Origin of the sequence: Streptomyces apocyni (assembly GCF_009739465.1) — a bacterium.
Lineage (GTDB): Bacteria > Actinomycetota > Actinomycetes > Streptomycetales > Streptomycetaceae > Streptomyces > Streptomyces apocyni.
The window spans coordinates 1-17,808 of record NZ_WHOM01000033.1; the positions used below are offsets into that span (position 1 = coordinate 1).

The 17,808-nt window shown below is 70.9% G+C and carries 13 protein-coding genes; 8 read left to right on the forward strand and 5 right to left on the reverse strand.

Translation table 11 applies throughout. The annotated features are described in order from the left end of the window. The first annotated feature begins 580 nt into the window (after nucleotides 1–580). Nucleotides 581–1,030, forward strand: coding sequence for a PTS sugar transporter subunit IIA (locus GCN81_RS00575; protein ID WP_156721396.1), 450 nt, complete (start codon nucleotides 581–583; stop codon nucleotides 1,028–1,030). A gap of 83 nt (nucleotides 1,031–1,113) precedes the next feature. After that, entirely contained in the window at nucleotides 1,114–2,784 is a 1,671-nt protein-coding gene (ptsP, locus tag GCN81_RS00580; protein WP_156721397.1) for a phosphoenolpyruvate--protein phosphotransferase, read from the forward strand. 261 nt (nucleotides 2,785–3,045) lie between these two features. Here ptsP and hpnR read toward each other — a convergent pair whose 3' ends face one another. Both hpnR and GCN81_RS00590 read right to left on the reverse strand, forming a co-directional pair. Then, entirely contained in the window at nucleotides 3,046–4,560 is a 1,515-nt protein-coding gene (gene hpnR / locus GCN81_RS00585; RefSeq protein ID WP_156721398.1) for a hopanoid C-3 methylase HpnR, read from the reverse strand. A gap of 302 nt (nucleotides 4,561–4,862) precedes the next feature. Further along, nucleotides 4,863–5,678, reverse strand: coding sequence for an SDR family NAD(P)-dependent oxidoreductase (locus GCN81_RS00590; RefSeq protein ID WP_156721399.1), 816 nt, complete (start codon nucleotides 5,676–5,678; stop codon nucleotides 4,863–4,865). Nucleotides 5,679–5,889: 211 nt separating this feature from the next. Here GCN81_RS00590 and GCN81_RS00595 point away from each other — a divergent pair, with 211 nt between their 5' ends. Beyond that, nucleotides 5,890–7,215, forward strand: coding sequence for a glycosyltransferase (locus GCN81_RS00595; RefSeq protein WP_231626286.1), 1,326 nt, complete (start codon nucleotides 5,890–5,892; stop codon nucleotides 7,213–7,215). A gap of 4 nt (nucleotides 7,216–7,219) precedes the next feature. Further along, nucleotides 7,220–8,095 (forward strand): DMT family transporter, encoded by an 876-nt coding sequence (locus tag GCN81_RS00600; RefSeq protein ID WP_156721401.1) that lies wholly within the window; start codon nucleotides 7,220–7,222, stop codon nucleotides 8,093–8,095. Between the two features lie 270 nt (nucleotides 8,096–8,365). On the opposite strand, the gene GCN81_RS00605 is transcribed toward GCN81_RS00600, so the two are convergent. Together GCN81_RS00605 and GCN81_RS00610 are read right to left on the reverse strand one after the other, a co-directional pair. Next, the gene (locus GCN81_RS00605) at nucleotides 8,366–9,289 is read right to left on the reverse strand and encodes a hypothetical protein (RefSeq protein WP_156721402.1); all 924 of its coding nucleotides are present in this window, start codon (nucleotides 9,287–9,289) and stop codon (nucleotides 8,366–8,368) included. Nucleotides 9,290–9,363: 74 nt separating this feature from the next. Next, nucleotides 9,364–11,346 (reverse strand): acetoacetate--CoA ligase, encoded by a 1,983-nt coding sequence (locus tag GCN81_RS00610; RefSeq protein WP_156721403.1) that lies wholly within the window; start codon nucleotides 11,344–11,346, stop codon nucleotides 9,364–9,366. A gap of 369 nt (nucleotides 11,347–11,715) precedes the next feature. Between GCN81_RS00610 and GCN81_RS00615 the strand changes: the two genes are divergently transcribed. Further along, the gene (locus GCN81_RS00615; RefSeq protein WP_156721404.1) at nucleotides 11,716–14,073 is read left to right on the forward strand and encodes a glycoside hydrolase family 31 protein; all 2,358 of its coding nucleotides are present in this window, start codon (nucleotides 11,716–11,718) and stop codon (nucleotides 14,071–14,073) included. Between the two features lie 42 nt (nucleotides 14,074–14,115). On the opposite strand, the gene GCN81_RS00620 is transcribed toward GCN81_RS00615, so the two are convergent. Further along, nucleotides 14,116–14,961: a M15 family metallopeptidase gene (locus GCN81_RS00620; protein ID WP_197287428.1), complete on the reverse strand. Its 846-nt coding sequence runs from the start codon at nucleotides 14,959–14,961 to the stop codon at nucleotides 14,116–14,118. 134 nt (nucleotides 14,962–15,095) lie between these two features. Here GCN81_RS00620 and GCN81_RS00625 point away from each other — a divergent pair, with 134 nt between their 5' ends. The 3 genes from GCN81_RS00625 to GCN81_RS00635 all read left to right on the forward strand — a co-directional run bounded on the left by GCN81_RS00625 (nucleotide 15,096) and on the right by GCN81_RS00635 (nucleotide 17,791). Continuing rightward, entirely contained in the window at nucleotides 15,096–15,548 is a 453-nt protein-coding gene (locus GCN81_RS00625) for a Zn-ribbon domain-containing OB-fold protein (protein WP_197287429.1), read from the forward strand. Then, nucleotides 15,545–16,744: a lipid-transfer protein gene (locus tag GCN81_RS00630; RefSeq protein ID WP_156721405.1), complete on the forward strand. Its 1,200-nt coding sequence runs from the start codon at nucleotides 15,545–15,547 to the stop codon at nucleotides 16,742–16,744. The genes GCN81_RS00625 and GCN81_RS00630 overlap by 4 nt, the downstream gene beginning before the upstream one ends. A 306-nt stretch (nucleotides 16,745–17,050) precedes the next feature. Beyond that, the gene (locus tag GCN81_RS00635; protein ID WP_156721406.1) at nucleotides 17,051–17,791 is read left to right on the forward strand and encodes an MIP/aquaporin family protein; all 741 of its coding nucleotides are present in this window, start codon (nucleotides 17,051–17,053) and stop codon (nucleotides 17,789–17,791) included. Nucleotides 17,792–17,808: the final 17 nt, after the last annotated feature.

A 17,808-nucleotide genomic window follows, 5' to 3' on the forward strand; every position in this document is an offset into this window, starting at 1 on the left:
AATCGGGTGACACCACGAGAGCGGAACGGTCAGACGGAATAGGTCCAACCGTTCACAGCGTCCTCGCTGTGTTGCCTACCCGCCACTGGCCGGTAGGACTTTTTCAAAGGAACCTCGTCCCAGCCGTGATGGCTGGTAACGGGGTATCAACATATCTGGCGTTGACTTTTGGCACGCTGTTGAGTTCTCAAGGAACGGACGCTTCCTTTGTACTCACCCCGGTTTCCCTGGGCTTTCCTCCGGGCGCTTCCCTTCGGTGTTCCAAACTCTACCAGGACTTTTTCCGCTTCCTGACCACGGTGTCTGCGAGCATGCAGAAGCCGAATCCAGGGATAGGATCGAGCAGATAGGTGCTGCCGGAGCCTCGCGCTTGTTTGCGCGGTGCGGCGTCAAGCAGGAGTACGACAGTACAGCGCCCTCCACGGGCGACGCAAATCGCTTCCGGTGCGTTGGTACGTCTGTCAACGGGGAGCAGTCATGGGGAACCGGGACTTCCCATGACTTACCCTTCTGAACAGTGCGCCGTCCAGGACAGGTAGTGACGGCGTGTATGACTCTCCACCCCCTGGGAGGCTCCCCTATGACAACTGTGACGTCACCCCTTCGTGGACGCGCCATCGGGCTCGCTGAGGTACCCGACCCGGTGTTCGCCGGTGCGATGGTCGGCCCCGGTATGGCGATTGATCCCGCGCGCGAGGCTTCGGAGGCCGTCGCCCCCGTTGACGGCGTCGTTGTCTCGCTGCATCCCCACGCGTTCGTCGTCGTCGACGCCGCGGGTCACGGGGTGCTCACGCACCTCGGCATCGACACCGTCCAGCTCAACGGCGAGGGCTTCGAGCTGCTCGTCAACAAGGGTGACACCGTGCAGCGCGGCCAGGCCGTGGTGCGCTGGGACCCCGCCGCTGTCGAAGCGGCCGGGAAGTCGCCGGTATGCCCGGTCGTGGCGCTCGAGGCCACGGCTGAATCCCTCTCCAACGTCGTAGAGGACAGCGATGTGAAGGCTGGAGACGAGCTCTTCAGCTGGAGCTGACGCCCGCGCCGCGGAACGCGGTGGCGGCAGGTACGACATCCATCGCGACGGTTGGGTCCGTCGCATCTATCGGAGACGGTGAAATGGAGACAACGCTGCGAGGCGTCGGTGTGAGCCACGGTGTGGCGATCGGCGAGGTTCGGCACATGGGAACCGCGGTTCTCGAGCCGCCGGCCAAGCAGATTCCCGCGGAGGAGGCTGAGCGCGAACAGGGGCGCGCTCGGCAGGCGGTCGAGGCTGTGGCGGCCGACCTCATCGCGCGCGGCAATCTGGCTGGTGGCGAGGCGCAGCATGTGCTCGAGGCTCAGGCGATGATCGCCCAGGACCCCGAGCTCATGGCCGACGTCGACCGTCGGATCACCGTCGGCAGCACGGCGGAGCGTGCGGTGTATGACGCGTTCTCGCACTACCGGGAACTGCTCGCCGGTGCCGGTGAGTACATGGCCGGGCGGGTGGCCGACCTGGATGACGTGCGGAACCGGATCGTGGCCCGGCTGCTGGGTGTGCCGATGCCGGGTGTGCCGGACAGCGACGAGCCGTATGTGCTGATCGCGCGGGACCTTGCTCCGGCCGACACCGCGCTGCTCGACCCAACGCTGGTGCTCGGGTTCGTCACCGAGGAGGGCGGGCCGACCAGTCACTCCGCGATTCTCGCGCGGGCGCTCGGAGTGCCCGCGGTGGTGGCGCTGCCGGGCGCGGGCGAGCTGGCCGAGGGCGCGGTGATCGCCGTGGACGGGAGCACCGGGGACATCTTCGTGAACCCGAGCCCGGAGAAGCGGGCCGAGCTGACTCGGGCCGCTGAGGAGCGCAAGGCCGCGCTCGCGTCGTCGAGTGGGCCGGGTGCCACGTCCGACGGTCACAAGGTGCCGCTGCTGGCCAATGTCGGCGGTCCCGCCGATGTGCCCGCGGCGGTGGAGGCGGGTGCGGAGGGCGTTGGCCTGTTCCGTACCGAGTTCCTGTTCCTGGACGACAGCACGAAGGCTCCGTCCGAGGAGAAGCAGGTCGAGGCGTACCGCAAGGTGCTGGAGGCCTTTCCCGAGGGCCGGGTCGTGGTGCGTGCCCTGGACGCGGGTGCGGACAAGCCGCTGGACTTCCTGACTCCGGCCGATGAGCCGAACCCGGCGCTGGGTGTGCGGGGGCTGCGCTCGCTGCTTGAGCACCCGGAGGTGCTGCGGACGCAGCTGACCGCGCTGGCCAAGGCCGCCGAGGGGCTGCCGGTGTATCTCGAGGTCATGGCGCCGATGGTGGCCGACCGGATTGACGCCAAGGCGTTCGCTGACGCGTGCCGTGCGGCCGGGCTGCAGGCGAAGTTCGGTGCGATGGTGGAGATTCCGTCCGCCGCGCTGCGGGCTCGCTCGATTCTGCAGGAGGTCGAGTTCCTGTCGCTGGGCACCAACGACCTGGCGCAGTACACCTTCGCGGCTGACCGGCAGGTCGGTGCGGTGTCGCGGCTGCAGGACCCGTGGCAGCCCGCGCTGCTCGACCTGGTGGCGGCTTCGGCCGATGCCGCCAGGGCTGAGGGCAAGAGCTGTGGCGTGTGCGGTGAGGCGGCGTCGGACCCGCTGCTGGCGTGTGTGCTGACGGGGCTTGGGGTCACCTCGCTGTCGATGGGGGCCGCGTCGATTCCGTACGTCCGGGCGACGCTGGCCAAGCACACTCTCGCGCAGTGTGAGCGTGCCGCTGCCGCGGCGCGTGCCGCTGACAGCGCGGACGAGGCTCGCGCGGCGGCGCAGGCTGTGTTGTCTGGCGAGTGATCAGGCGCTGACCGGTTCCGAGGGGCGTCCCACCTGTGTGGTGGGGCGCCCCTTTTTGGGGGCCCGCCTTTGTCGCGGCATCGCGAGGTGACAGCAGGGTCGCCACGGCTCTCTGTCGCGTTTTGGCCTGGAGCGCTTCGACGCCTCGGACCCGCCGCCGGAGTTCCGCCGCGCTCACTGGTGGCGTCCCAGGCGCGCGTTGGGGCCGCTTGCCGCCCACGTCGTGCATCCGCTGCCCCGAGTTGCCGCGGTAGCAGGCGATTACTCGGTGGGTTCCCCGGCCGGGGCCGCCGGGTTCCGGCCGGTGTGTGTGGCGGGCCTGGTGTGGACGTACAGCTCCCGGCGGTCCTCGACCGCGAGGTGCCGGGGGAGCGGCAGCTCGTACCGTACGGGCCTGGCGTGGTCGGCCATCTGCCGCTGGGGGTTGTAGACGCTGTTGAAGCGCCACAGCATGCGGGCGAAATTCGTCTGGCCCCGCGCGAGGTTTGCCGCGAGGATCCGCGCGGCGCCGACCGCGGTCCGCAGACCGAGGTGTTTGCGGTTGATCACCGACTGGGTACGGACCAACTCCGCGTAGAACTCCTCCAGGGGCAGCGTGGTGGGCACCACGGCATGCTGGATGTCGAAGAGCCGGTAGTCGCGGGTGGTGAGCTTGCGGGCCTCGGTGTGCCAGATCTCCGTGCCCGGGTAGGGCGTCATGACCGTCAGATGCACGATCTCCGGAACGGCCAGGGCGAACTCCCGCACGATGCGGAACCGCTCCTTGTCCCACGCCGGGTCGACGATCAGGTTGATGGCCACGGTGATGCCCAGCTTCCGGGCGACTTCGAGGGCCCGGAAGTTCTCGTCCGGACTGATGCGCTTGCGATAGAGGTCAAGGCCCTCGGCGTCGATCGCCTCCATGCCGAGGAACATGTACTTCAGACCCAGTCTCCCCCAGCGTTCGAAGATCTCGGTGTTGCGCAGCAGCACATCCGCGCGGGTCTCCAGGTAGTACCTCTTGCGGATCCGCCGACGCTCCAGTTCAGCGGCGATGGCGTCCCCGTGTTCGGGCCGGATGAACGCCACGTCATCGACGATGAACACGTTGCGCTCACGGATGCTCGCCATTTCCTCCGCCGCGGCCTCCGGGGACGCCTTGCGGTAGCTGCGCCCGTAGAAGGTCCACGCGGAGCAGAAGGAGCAGTCCCACGGGCAGCCCCGGGTGAACTCGATGGAGGCGCAGGGGTCGAGTTCACCGATGAAGTAGCGGCGTCTGTGGCGGAGCAGATCCCTGGCGGGCCGTGGGGAGTCGATGCTGTGCAGCATCTGGGGGGCGGGGCCCCGGCCGTCGACGCTCACCACGCCCGGTACGGAGGAGACGCCGCCGTCCCGCGACGCCGTCAGCAGGGGGGCGACGACGGATTCGCCCTCACCGCGCGCGACCGCGTCGACCGCGCCGTCGGCCTGCCGCAGCACGTCGTCGGCGACGAAGGAGACGCTGTGGCCGCCGAAGAAGACGAAGACGCCGGGCAGCCTCCGCTTGGCGAGCTGGGCGATCTCGATCGCCTCGGGAATGTTGGCCAGGTAGTTCAGCGACACACCGATCGCCTCCGGCCGGAACGTCTCCAGTTCCCGGTCGAGCGCCGTGTGCGACTCCGTCTGGAGGTCGATCACACGCACCTGGTGTCCCGCATCGCGTGCGGCGCCGGCCACGCGCTCCAGTCCCAGGGGTTCCAGACGGAGAAAGATCTCCGAGTACATCAGAGCACTCGGATGGATCAGGAGCAGACGCATCGGCGGACCTCCAGAGCGGCGAGGGTGACGTGGGCCGGCCCGCGAGTGGGACCAGGGAGGGCGACAGCCTGACTTCTCCTCGACCCCCGGGACGAACGAGGACAGTCGGCCACCACTGCCGCGCCAGGGGAGACGACGAGACCGCGGGGCGTACGCGCCATGACCGCCGGACATCGAAGGAGCCGTCACGCACCCGTTAACCGTGCGGCACCGCGTGGATGGGGCGAGGCGCCGACACGCCGCCGACGCGCGAATCGCCCCGATGGCGCAGGCTCCGCCGTGGCGGAGCGGTTCGCCGCGCTTCAGCCCAGGCGAGTGGCCAAGCGGTGGAAGAGACCGGGTGCGACCCCCTGGAACCGGGCCGGCAGCCGCAGCCAGGCCGGCAGGTAGACCTCGGCGCGCCGGTGGACCACCGCGTCGTGCACGGCCTCGGCGACGCGGACAGGAGAAACGGGGTGAGGGCGGGAGCGGTGGTACGGCCGGCCCCTCCGGGTGAAGAACGGAGTGTCGACAGCCCCGGGGATGATCATGGAAATCCCGACCCGCGTCCCCCGCAGCTCGTACCGCAGGCTGGTGGCGAAGGTCTCCAGCGCCGCTTTTGAGGCCGCGTACACCGCCTCGTCCCGTACGCCCACGGAACCGGCGATGGACCCGATGAACGCCAGGTGGCCGCGGTCCCGGCGCAGCATGTGCGGAAGGACGAGACGCGTCAGGTGGACCACCGCCGCGAGGTCCACGGCCAGGATCTCGTCGATCTTGTCGGCCGGCATGTGGTCGAACGGGCCGGCCCAGCCGACGCCCGCGGAGGCCACCAGGACGTCCAGGTGCCGCACATGGGTGAGGGCGGTGCTGACCAGCCGCTGATGGCTGGTCCGGTCGCGGAGATCCTCCGGCAGCGCCACGGCGCCGCACGCGTCCGCCACGCGGCCCAGGCGGCCCCGGTCCCGGCCGCTCAGCAGTACATCCCAGGCCCCCTCGGCGGCGAAGCGGGCGGCTACCGCCGCTCCGACTCCCGACGACCCACCCGTGATGAGAACGCTCGGGCACGGCACGCTCGGCGAGAGTCCCTGGACCGGGCGCTCCCGTGCGTGGCTTTTCGCATTCGTGAAAACGTTCATGCGCTGTCCGGCATCTCCCTGTTCGCGCGCTTCATGACGTGTACGTACGCTCACTAGGTGTACAGCGAGTCCTGTTCCGGGTGTCAGCCTTACCCGCTCGGCGTTCCCCTCGCCATCACGACGCACCCGTACGGCGGCGTGTGTCGGCGGCAGTACCGGAGAACGTGAAGGGAGGGGAGAGCCGACACGGACTGTGCGCGAGGAGGGATCTGTGACGGCGAAGGGAAAGCCATCCGGCGGACCGCTGTCCGTGGCGGTGCTCATCGAACTGGTCAGGTCACCGTCGTCCGGCGGCCAGGTCAAATGCTGGGAGCGTTTCGCCGAGGCGGCCGCCGAGGTGAGCCCCGCCGAACTGGGTGTCGACTTGACCTTGTACGTCCTCGGCGACCGCCACCGCGTCGAATCCCTCTCGCCCCACGTGCGGTTCGTCTCGCTCCGCCCCGTGATCAGCACGGCGTCGATCAGCCGCAAGGGGGGTGTGGACGTCTCCGACATCGCTCCCCACCACGCGGAACTCGCACGGCTGCTGCCCCGCCACGAGGTGTGGCACGTGACGCACACCCTGGCCTTCGCGTCGACCGCGGTCCGCCTCAGCCGACGGCAGCGGCGCGGCGCCCGCGAGCGCTCCGCGGGGTCCGCGGGGATGGTGGGCTCGATCCACACCGACGTCCCGGCGGTCACCGAAGCCTTCGTCCGGGCCGTGGTGGACCGGCGGCTCCGCCGCGTCCCCGTCCTGGACTCGTTCGACGCCGCCGCCCGCTGCGCGGCACTCGTACGCCGTCGCCGCGACCGCATCCTGAACGCCTGCGACCGGATCATGGTCGCCACACCGTCGCAGCAGCGGGAGCTGGCCGCGGTCGTCGGACCCGAGCGGCTCCGCCACCTGGGCAGGGGCATCGACCGGCACCGGTTCCGGCCCGACGCCTCGGCGAGAGCCGAACTCTCCGGACACGGCGTCCCCCGGCACCGCACCACCGTTCTGTTCGCCGGGCGGGTCGACGCCTCCAAGCGGGTCCTGCTCCTCGCCGAGGCCGTCCGGCGACTGCGGGACGAGGGAAGTCCCGTCCACCTGGTCGTCGCCGGGACCGGCCCGGACGCGGCGGCGGTCTCCGCGCTTCTCGGCCCCGACGTGACGTTGCTGGGCGCGCTGCCCCAGGAACAGCTGGCGCGCGTGTGCGCCGGGTGTGACATCTTCGCCTTCCCGTCCCTGACGGAGACCATCGGCAACGTCGTCGGCGAGGCCATGGCGTGCGGAGTTCCGGTGGTCCTGCCGAACGGCACGCGCACCAACCAGTGGCTCTCCTCTCCGGGCGAGGACGGTCTGCTCGTCGACGGCGATACCCCGGGGGCGTGGGCCACGGCACTCGCCGGCCTCGTCGACGCCCCGGCGGCGCGCGCCGCCATGGGGCGACGCGCGCTGGCGACCTCCCTCGCCCGGCACCGCGGGTGGGGCCAGGTGCTGACGGACGATCTTCTGCCCGTGTGGCGGAGCGTGGCCGCGGACCAGGCCCGGGCCTGGTCCGGGGCCGGGGGCTGACGGAGTGCTCGTCACCGTTCTCGCCGCGCTGGCGGCCGGTGTGTGCTTCGGCGTCGCCGGCGTACTCCAGCAGCGGGCCGCCGTCCGGCGGCCCGACGGGGACGCGCTCTCCTTCCGGCTCGTCCGGCGGCTCGCGCGGGAGCCGATGTGGCTGACCGGGATCGCTCTCGCCGTCGTGGCCTACGGTTTTCAGTCCGTCGCCCTCGCGTTCGGCCCGCTCAGCCTCGTACAACCGCTGATCATCAGTGAGCTGCTCTTCGCCATCCCGCTGTCCGCGTGGTTACGCCACCGGTCCCTGCGGGCCCGGGAGTGGCTGGGCACTCTCGCGGTGACCGCGGGGCTGGCGACCGCGCTCGGCTCCGCCCGCCCGCGCGGCGGCGACCCGGATGTCGCCCTCGGCCACTGGCTGCTCCTCCTGAGCGCCGTCGGCGCGCTCGTCGCCGTGACGCTGGCAGGCAGCCGCCGTGCGAGCGGCCCGCCCAGGGCGTCGCTGCTCGGCCTCGCCGCCGGACTTGTCATGGGTACGCAGTCGGTGCTACTCGCCGCGACCGTGGACCGGATGTCCGAGGGGGCCGTCGCCGTGCTCGTCTCCTGGCAGACGTACCTGCTCGTGGGCGCGAGCATCGGCGGCCTCGTCCTCATCCAGAGCGCCTTCCAGGCCGGACCGCTGGCCGCCGGCATGCCGGTCATCGACGCCACGGAACCGGCGGTCGCGGTCACGGTCGGTGTCGCCGTCTTCGGCGAAACCATCCACACGGGCTGGCTGCCGACTTCCCTGACCGTCGGCGGCATCGCCCTCCTGCTCTACGGCATCCTCCTCCTGGACACCTCGCCCCTCCTGGAGAAGCTGGAGCAGCCGGAGACCGCCGAAGGAAGCTAGTCGGCGGACGCGGCCTCGCCTCTGTCTGGCCAGACTGCGGTGTCCGTCCGCGAAGGAGACTGGGACGCGCAGCAGTTCGAGGCCCATCACCTCCAGGAGTACGCCGCTCGGTGTGCACGTCTCGCACCCGGACTGGCCGCCAACGCGGGCCAGTGAACCGGGCAGCGTTCGAGGAGCCTGCCAGGCTCCTCGAACGCTGGGGAGAAGGTCGCGCTCCCAGCGAGATCACGGAGCACCTCTGTGCGCGGTGTGCGCGGTGTGCGCGGTGGTTCAGTGTGGATGGGGCTCCTCGTCGGGGCCCAGGTCGGGTGGGGCGGCGTAGTCGACTCCGGATTCGGGTGGGACGGGTTCTCCGGTGTGGCTGTCGGTGCAGTAGGCGTCGAAGACCTCGGCGGCGGTGAGCGGGAGGAGGCGTTGGTTCCTGAGGCGCCAGCCGCAGACCTGGTCGGCCTCTCCGGGGTTGCTGGTGCGCAGGACGATGCCGCCGTGGCTGCTGGTGGCGATGCCGGCCGCGAGGAGCATGGTGAAGTCCGTGGCCGCTGCCTCGTCGACCAGGACCGTGCCGGAGTCCGTGGTCTGTGCGCGCAGTACCGCCAGGAGTGGCTCGCTGTCGGGCGAGACGCTGCAGACGAGGTGGTGGCGGCCACCGGCCACCCTGTGGAGCACCCGGGTCAGCAGGTGCACGGCTCGTGCGTAGGCGGCCTGTCCGATGTCCTCGCCGCAGTCGGCGCAGGCGCCGATGTCGGCGAGCAGTGACTCGGCGTACGCGCGGGTGGACTGGCGGAGGGCTTCGGCGATGAGGTCGGGGACCAGGTCGCTGAGCGGTCTGCCGTCGTACGGGAGGGTGGCGCCGTCGGCGGCGAGGCGGGCGGTGTAGCGGCTTCGGGCGGCGGAGGTGTCGGGGTCGATGCCGCTTTCCGCGCAGAACGCGTCGTACTCCACTGGGTCGAAGAGCGCGACGGTGGTGTGGCGGCCCTGTGAGGCGAGGGATTTGAGGAGCTGCTCGGCCTCACGTAGGTAGGTGGTGTGGTCGTCGAAGGTGAAGGTGCGGTAGCGGCGCATGGCCGCGAAGTCCGCCTCGTCGGCCAGTAGGCCGAAGGTCCCGGCGACTTCGCGGCGCAGGGTGCGTCGCATGGTGGGGTGCTTGGGGTGCTTGGGGTGGTGCTGGGTGGTGTTCTGCTTGGTGCGTGCCATGGTTCCCCCTGAGCGCTGTCGATCAGTGCTCACTCACCGTAACCGTGGGCACTGACAGTCAGGGGTCGCGCGGGTCAGCCGCGGTCGCGGGCGAGGTTCGCGTAGAAGCGCAGCAGTTCGAGGTTGTTGACCGAGCCGGGGTTCACGGCCTTCTCCAGCGGGGTTCCCTGGAGCAGGCGCTTGACCGGGACCTCGATGCGCTTGCCGGTGAGGGTGTGGGGGACGCCGGGGACTTCGATGATCTCGTCGGGGACGTGGCGTGGGGAGAGTTGGCCACGGATGGTCTGTTTGATGCGTGTGCGGAGTGCGTCATCGAGTTCGGCGCCGGGTGCGAGGTGGACGAAGAGGGGCATCCAGTAGCCGCCCTCGGGCTCTTCGACGCCGATGACGAGGGATTCGCGGATTTCGGGGAGGCGTTCGACGGCTTCGTAGATGTCGGCGGAGCCCATGCGGACGCCCTGGCGGTTGAGGGTGGAGTCGGAGCGGCCGTGGATGACGACGGAGCCGCGGGAGGTGAGGGTGATCCAGTCGCCGTGCCGCCAGACGCCGGGGTAGGTGTCGAAGTAGCTGTCGTGGTAGCGGGTGCCGTCGGGGTCGTTCCAGAAGTGGATGGGCATGGACGGCATGGGGTTGGTGACGACGAGCTCGCCGACCTCGTCCACGAGCGGCTTGCCCTGGGGGTCCCAGGCCTGGAGGTCTGTGCCGAGGCAGGGCGCCTGGAGTTCGCCGATGTGGACCGGGAGGGTGGGGACGGCTCCCGCGAAGCAGGAGCAGACGTCGGTGCCGCCGCTGACGGAGGCGATCCACAGGTCGTGGGCGGCGTCGGCGAACTCGTCGTGGAGCCAGCGGAAGCCGTCGGGCGGGAGGGGGGAGCCGGTGGTGGCGACGCATTGGACGCGGGAGAGGTCGTAGTCGCGGGCCGGGTGGATCTCCGCCTTACGGCAGGCCATGACGTACGCCGCTGAGGTGCCGAAGAGGGTGGCGCCGGTGAGTTCGGCGATGCGCCACTGGGCGCCGGTGTCCGGATGGCCCGGGCTGCCGTCGTACAGGATCACCGTGGTGCCGGTGAGCAGGCCGGAGACGAGGAAGTTCCACATCATCCAGCCGGTGGAGGTGTACCAGAAGAACCGGTCGTCGGGGCCGAGGTCGCAGTGCAGGCCAATCTGCTTGAAGTGCTCCAGGAGGATGCCGCCCTGGGACTGGACGATCGCCTTGGGCAGGCCGGTCGTACCGGAGGAGTAGAGCACCCACAGCGGGTGGTCGAAAGGGAGCTCCTCGAAGACGGGGGTGGTGTCCGCTGAGGTGAGGGCCGACCAGTCGAGGGCGCCGTCCGGTGCCTCGGTGCCGAGGAGGGGAATGTGCACCACGGCTCGCAGGGTGGGCAGTTCGCGGCGGAGTTCGGCGACGGTGTCGCGGCGGTCGTGCTCCTTGCCGCCGTAGCGGTAGCCGTCGACGGTGAAGAGGACGACGGGCTCGACCTGCTGGAAGCGGTCCAGGACGCTGCGGGCGCCGAAGTCGGGGGCGCAGGAGGTCCAGACAGCGCCTACGGCGGCGGTGGCGAGGAAGGCGGTGATGGCTTGCGGGATGTTGGGGACGTAGCCGCTGACGCGGTCTCCGGGGCGTACGCCGAGTGCGCGCAGTTCGGCCGCGAGGGAGCCGACCTGGCGGCGCAGTTCGGACCAGGTGACGGGCTGGGGGGCGTGGGTCTCGTCCGCGTACAGCAGGGCCGGGGCGTCGGGGCGGTCGGCGGCGGCGCGCAGGGCGTGCTCGGCGTAGTTGAGGGTGGCTCCGGGGAACCACTGGGCGCCGGGCATGGAGCGGTCGGCCAGGACGCGCTCGTACGGGGTGGAGAAGCGGACGTCGAACCAGTCGGCGATGGCCTGCCAGAAGGTCTCGAGCTCAGCCACGGACCAGCGGTGCAGGGCCTCGTAGCCGCCGGTGGCGGGCGCGCCGTACCGCTCAGCCGCCCAGGACTGGAAGCGGGTGATCGCGGCCTCGTCGATGCGTTCCTGGTCGGGCTGCCAGAGGGGGCGCGGCTGCGGTGTGGCGGTGGACACGGGGCGGCTCCAAGCTGTACGCGGTGTGTGCGTTCGGCATGCGCACGGGCGGGGTGTGCGCGTGACACGGCCAGGGCCTGTCGTCAAACTCCCGTCGTCGCCCGGAGGGCGGCCCCGCGGCGTCAGGTGCGTGCTCTCGGCGTGCCGGGTGCAAGTCCTCGTACTGGATGTACGTGGACTTGTGCCCGGTGCGGCGAGAGTGCGTGCATGGCGTCGCGGGGCAGGCGGGAGTTTGACGACAGGCCCTAGCAGGACGATGCCATGTGATCGACTCGTGCACCAGGGTGGGTCGCCGGTCGTCGGCCCTGGCGGGTGAACGGCGGCTGAACGGACTGCGCGCTACGCGCGCGTGGTGGCAGGGTGAAGCCTATGGACGGTCATGGCCTGGTGCGTTCGGTGAAGACGGTCGGCATGGTGGGTCCGGGGCAGGGGTTGCGGGCGGTGCGGTCGGCGTGGCGCAGGCGGCGCCTGGACGCGGCGGCGCTGGCGTCCAGGGGTGCGGAGCGCGCTCGGGTTCCCGGGGCGGTGACCAGTGTCGAGCCGGGGCCTGGCGGCGGTGTGGTGCGCTTCGCGCGCTCCGAGCTGCGGGTGTCGGTCACGGGCGGCGGGGCGGTCTTCTGGGGCTGGGACGGCGCGGGACCTGAGCCGTCGTACGCGCTGGTGGGCGGGTGTCCTGAGCCTGATCCGCGGGCGCTGCTCGAGCCGGACAAGGACGGTGGCTGGCGGGTCGTGTCCGAGCGGGTGACCGTCGTGATCTCCCGGCATGGCGCCGTCGAGGTGCGTACGCCCGGCGGTGTGGTGTTGCGCCGGGATCTGCCGCCGCGGTGGTGGGAGCCGGTGGGCGGGGGTACCGCGCGCTGGTCGCAGCGTACGGAGGTGGCCGCCGACGCCCGTTTCTTCGGGCTTGGCGGGCGGGCGTGCGGGCCTCGGCTGCCGGATGGGACGTACCGGCTGTGGAACACCGATCCCGGGGGGTCCTTCGGACCAGGGGACGACCCGCTGTCGATCACCATGCCGGTGCAGCTGGTGGTGGCGGACGGCGGTACGCACCTGGTCTTCCACGACAATCCGTGGGACGGGACGGTGACGCTGCGGGAGGGCGAGGAGGGGGCGGGCTCGGGCCATGACCGGGCGGGCGGCTGTGAGCTGCGGATGGAGGGCGGGCCGCTGAGGTGCTGGGTGGTGGTGGGGACGCCCGCGCGGGTGCTGCAGGCGTGGACCGCGCTGACCGGTGCGCCCGCGGTGCCGCCGTCCTGGGCGCTTGGTGCGCAGCACGCGCGGTGGGGCTTCGGCGACGAGCGGGAGGTCCGGCGGGTCGTCGCGGGGTACCGGGAGCGCGGGCTCGCGTTGGACGCGCTGCACTTGGACATCGACCACTATGACGCGCATCAGGTGTTCACGGTGGACGGTGAGCGGTTTGCGGAGCTGCCGAAGCTGGCCGATGAGCTGGGCCAGGACGGCGTTCGGCTGGTGTCCATCGTCGATCCGGCGGTGAAGTGTGAGCCGGGCAACGCGGTCTACGACTCCGGGAGCGCGGTGGACGCGTTCGTACGGGACGCGCGGGGGCGGTTGGTGCGGGGCGTGGTGTGGGCTGGTGAGTCCGTCTTTCCGGATTTCACGTCGCCTGAGGTGCGTGTCTGGTGGGGCGGGCTGTACGCGGAGCGGCTCGAGCAGGGCTTCGCCGGGTTCTGGCACGACATGAACGAGCCGGTGTCGTTCGCCGCGTTCGGTGACGCGTCGTTGCCGCGCTCGGCGCGGCACGCGCTGGAGGGGCGCGGCGGCGACCATCGCGAGGCGCACAACGTGTACGGGCTGTGTATGGCGCGGGCTGGCTATGAGGGGCTGCGGGCGCTGCGGCCGGATGAGCGGCCGTTCCTGTTCTCGCGTGCCGGGTGGGTGGGGATGCAGCGGTACGGGGGCACCTGGTCGGGGGATGTGGCGACTGGCTGGCCGGGGCTGCGGGCGTCGTTGTCGCTGGTGCTGGGGCTTGGGCTGTGTGGGGTGCCGTATTCGGGGCCCGATGTGGGCGGCTTCGACGGCAGTCCGTCGCCGGAGTTGTATCTGCGGTGGTTCCAGCTGGGCGCGTATCTGCCGCTGTTCCGTACGCATGCGGCGCTGCGGGCGGGGCGTAGGGAGCCGTGGGAGTTCGGTCCTGAGGTGGTGGAGCACGCGCGCGTGGCGCTCGATGAGCGGCGTCGGCTGCACCCGTATCTGGTGACGCTGTCGCATCTGGCGCAGCGCACCGGCGCCCCCTATGTGCGGCCGGTGTGGTGGTTCGCGCCGGAGGACCGGGCGCTGCGGGACTGTGGGGACGCGTTTCTGCTGGGGGACGCTTTGTTGGTGGCTCCGGTGCTTGAGCACGGGGCCGACCGGCGTGCGGTGCGGCTGCCTCGGGGGCGCTGGTACGACACGGTGACGGGGCAGGCGTACGAGGGGCCGGGGCAGGTGCTGCTCGATGCCCCGCTGTCCCGCATTCCGGTGCTGGCCAGGGCGGGGTCGGTGGTGCCCGTCCGGGGCGGTGGCGGTGAGCTGGAGCTGGAGGTGTGGGCTCCGGCCCGGGGGCGTACGGGTGGCGGTCTTGTGGTGCGCGAGGGCGGGGACGGCTGGGAGCGGCCCGGCATCGAGCGGTACACCACGCGTTGGGAGCGTGGGCGGGTGGTGGTCGAGCGGGAGGACGAGGGCGGGCCGGTGCGGATCGAGGGGGCGGTGCGCGTTCGGGGCGCGTAGGGGTGGCGCTCGCGGCTAGGTCCTGTCTTCCCGAGACCAGACCTAGAGCGAGCGGCGGGTGACGGGGAAGTCGAAGTAGGTGTTGGGGAACGGCTCGTTGTGGTGGGTGAAGTGCCACCATTCCTCCGGGAGGTTGCCGAAGCCGACCGTGGCCAGGGTGTTGCGCAGCAGGTCGCGGTGGGCCCGCTGTTCGGCGGTGATGCGTGGGTCGTCCGTGTGGGAGAGGGTGTCGAAGCAGTCGAAGCCGGTTCCGGTGTCGACGGCATTGTCCGGGAAGCGCTCGTCCTGGGGTGCGTGGCACGGGACCAGCGGTTCGCCTGGCAGATAGGGGCGGGTCGGTTTCGCCGGGAGCTTCACGAGTGTCAGGTCGACGGTCGAGCCGCGGCTGTGGCCGGACTTCTCCGCGATGTATCCGTCCTCGAAGAGACGCGACTTGTCGACTTGTGGATAAAACTCCCGCTTCATGCGTTGGTCGTTTAGGTCCTTGGCCCAGCGGACGAAGTGGTTGACCGCGCGCTGCGGCCGGTAGCAGTCGTACACCTTCAGTGAGTAGCCCTGGCGCAGCAGTTTCCGCTGCGCCCGGCGCAGCGCTTCGGCGCTCTGGCGGGTCAGGATGCACAGGGGCTGCCGATAGCCGTCGATGCGTTCTCCGACGAAGTTGTGCGGCGTGAAATAGCGCATCTCTTCGATGATGGTCCTGTCCACGGACCGCAGGGCCACGAACGCGTGGGGCGGCGCCTCGTGTCCGGGCTTCTCGCGTTCGGGTGTGGGGGTGGCTGCCGGTGCTGGCGCGGCGGTCGCGGCGGTGGCGGCGGTCGCGGTGAGGGTGAGCAGGGCGGCAAGGGCGGCGACGGCCAGGCCGCGCGGTCTGGCGGGGGATGTCCTCATACCTTGCTCTTGTACCAGGGAGCGGCTGTGTTCACGCGTCCCTGCTCTCGCGAGATCGGTGGAGCCGTGGCACACTTCTGACGGTCCGTCAGGTTCACTTGGCGGTCCCGTGTCGGAGAGTGCCGGGAGGGGTCATGTCGCGTACGCGGGTGCCGGTGGTGGCTGGTTGGTTCACCGGGGAGGGGGACGGCTTCCGGCTGCTGGGGACGCGGTGTGCGGACTGTGGGTCCGTCTTCTTCCCCCGAGAGGACACGGCCTGCCGCAACCCCGGCTGCGGGGGCCAGGACCTCGCCGAGGTTCCGCTGTCCCGGCGGGGGCGGGTCTGGTCGTACACCGACGGGCGTTACCGGCCGCCCGCGCCGTACGTCTCCGACCCCGAGCGCGCGTGGGAGCCGTACACGCTGGTCGCCGTGGAGCTGGCGGCCGAGCGGATGGTGGTGCTCGGGCAGGCGGCGCACGGGGTGACGCCCGCGGAGCTGGCGGTCGGCATGGAGGTCGAGGTCACGTCCGGGGTGCTCAACGAGGACGCCGAGACGACCTGGATGACCTGGCACTTCCGGCCGGTGGTGGAGGAGGAGGCGTCGTGAGCGGGCAGCGGCACGACGTCGCGGTGCTGGGTGCCGGGATGCATCCATGGGGCAAGTGGGGGCGGAGTTTCGTCGCGTACGGGGTGCTGGCGGCCCGTGCCGCGCTCGCCGACGCGGGCGTGGAGTGGCGGGACGTCCAGGCCGTCGTCGGCGCCGACACCGTACGCGGCGGCTACCCCGGCTATGTCGCCGGGGCGACCTTCGCCAAGGCGCTCGGCTGGCAGGGCGCGCGGGTGACCAGCGTGTACGCGGCGTGCGCGTCCGGGGCGCAGGCCGTCAACGCGGCCCGTACGCAGATCCTCTCGGGCCTGGCGGACGTCGTCCTCGTGGTGGGCGCGGACGCGGCCCCCAAGGGCTTCTTCCGGCCCGCGGGCGGCGACCGTCCCGATGACCCGGACTGGCTGCGCTACCGGGTGCTGGGGGCGACCAATCCCGCGTACTTCGGGCTCTACGCACGCCGCCGGATGGCGCTGTACGGAGACACGCTGAACGATTTCGCCCAGGTGAAGGTCAAAAACTCGGCCTGGGGGGCGCTCAATCCGAACGCCCGCTACCAGAAGCGGGTGAGCGCCGACGAGGTCGCCGCGTCCGCCGTCGTCGCCGACCCGCTGCGGCTGCTGGACATCTGCGCCACCTCGGACGGCGCCGCCGCGCTGGTGCTGTCCAGCATGGACTTCGCCCGGCGGCACGGGGTGCCGGAGCCGGTCAGGGTGCGGGCCGTCTCCACCGTCACGCCGCGCTTTCCCCAGACCGTACTGGACCTGCCGGACATCGCGACGGACTCGGCCGCCGCCGTGCGGCCACCGCCCGAGACCTTCCGTGCCTCGATCGCGCGGGCCGCCTACGAGGAGGCGGGGATCGGCCCCGAGGACCTGTCGCTCGCCGAGGTATACGACCTGTCGACGGCGCTGGAACTCCAGTGGTACGAGGAACTGGGGCTGTGCGCCGAGGGCGAGGGCGCCAAGCTGCTGCGCGAGGGGGCGACCTCGGCGGGCGGACGCGTCCCGGTCAACGCCAGTGGTGGCCTCGCCTCCTTCGGCGAGGCGGTACCGGCCCAGGCGATCGCGCAGGTCTGTGAGCTGACCTGGCAGTTGCGGGGCGATGCGGGGCAGCGGCAGATACCTGGCGCGCGGGTGGGCATCACCGCGAACCAGGGGCTGTTCGGGCACGGCTCCTCGGTGATCGCCGTACGCTGACTCAGGCTCTCCCCCGGGCGTCCGTCAACCGCCTCGGTCCGCGACCTTGACGCTCCCACAGCGCCGGTGAACACTTCCGGGTGTCAGTCGGCATCGCCGCACCTTGCTTCATGCGGAAGTACGCCGCTCAGGGTCCCCGCCTGCGTAAAGGGTCATCCCCCACGGGCGATACGGCTGCCACGGCACGCTCGTCACGGACGCCGGGCGGGGCGCGGTTCTCCCCCGCCTTCGGTGCTGTAGGTATGGGAACGCACCCCGCACGGAGGACCGGGGCACGACACCCCGGCCGAGGGCCTAGGAGCCGCCATGAGCAACGGAGACATTTTCGTCGGCGAGATCATCGGTACCGCGATCCTGATTCTGTTCGGCGCCGGCGTAGTGGCTGGTGTGCTGCTCAACAGATCCAAGTCAAAAGACGCCGGGTGGATCGTGATCGCCTTCGGCTGGGGCTTCGGCGTCCTCGCCGGTGCCTACACGGCCGCGCCGCTGTCCGGCGGACACATCAACCCGGCGGTCACCCTGGGCTTCGCCATCGAGGGCACCACCGAATGGTCCGAGGTGCCGGTGTACGTGGCCGGGCAACTGGTCGGCGCGTTCCTCGGCGCCGTACTCGCCTGGCTGGTCTACTACGGGCAGTTCGCGCTCAACCGCGACGACAAGCTCCGGATGGAGACGCTGGGGATCTTCTCGACCCGGCCCGAGATCAACAACCCGGTCCAGAACCTCACTACGGAGATCATCGCCACCATCGGCCTGGTGCTGCCCATCCTGGCGCTCGTCGGCGGCAGGAGGCACGTCGCGGGCATCGGGGACGCGGGCATCGCCACGCTGCTGATCGCCCTGCTCGTCGTCGGGATCGGCCTCTCGCTCGGCGGGCCGACCGGATACGCCATCAACCCGGCCCGTGACCTCGGGCCGCGGATCGCCCACGCGCTGCTCCCGATTCCGTCCAAGGGAACATCGGACTGGCGCTACGCGTGGGTTCCCGTGGCCGGACCGCTGATCGGCGGTGCGATCGGGGCACTGATCTACAACGCAGCCTTCTGACGAAAACGCAGCCTTCT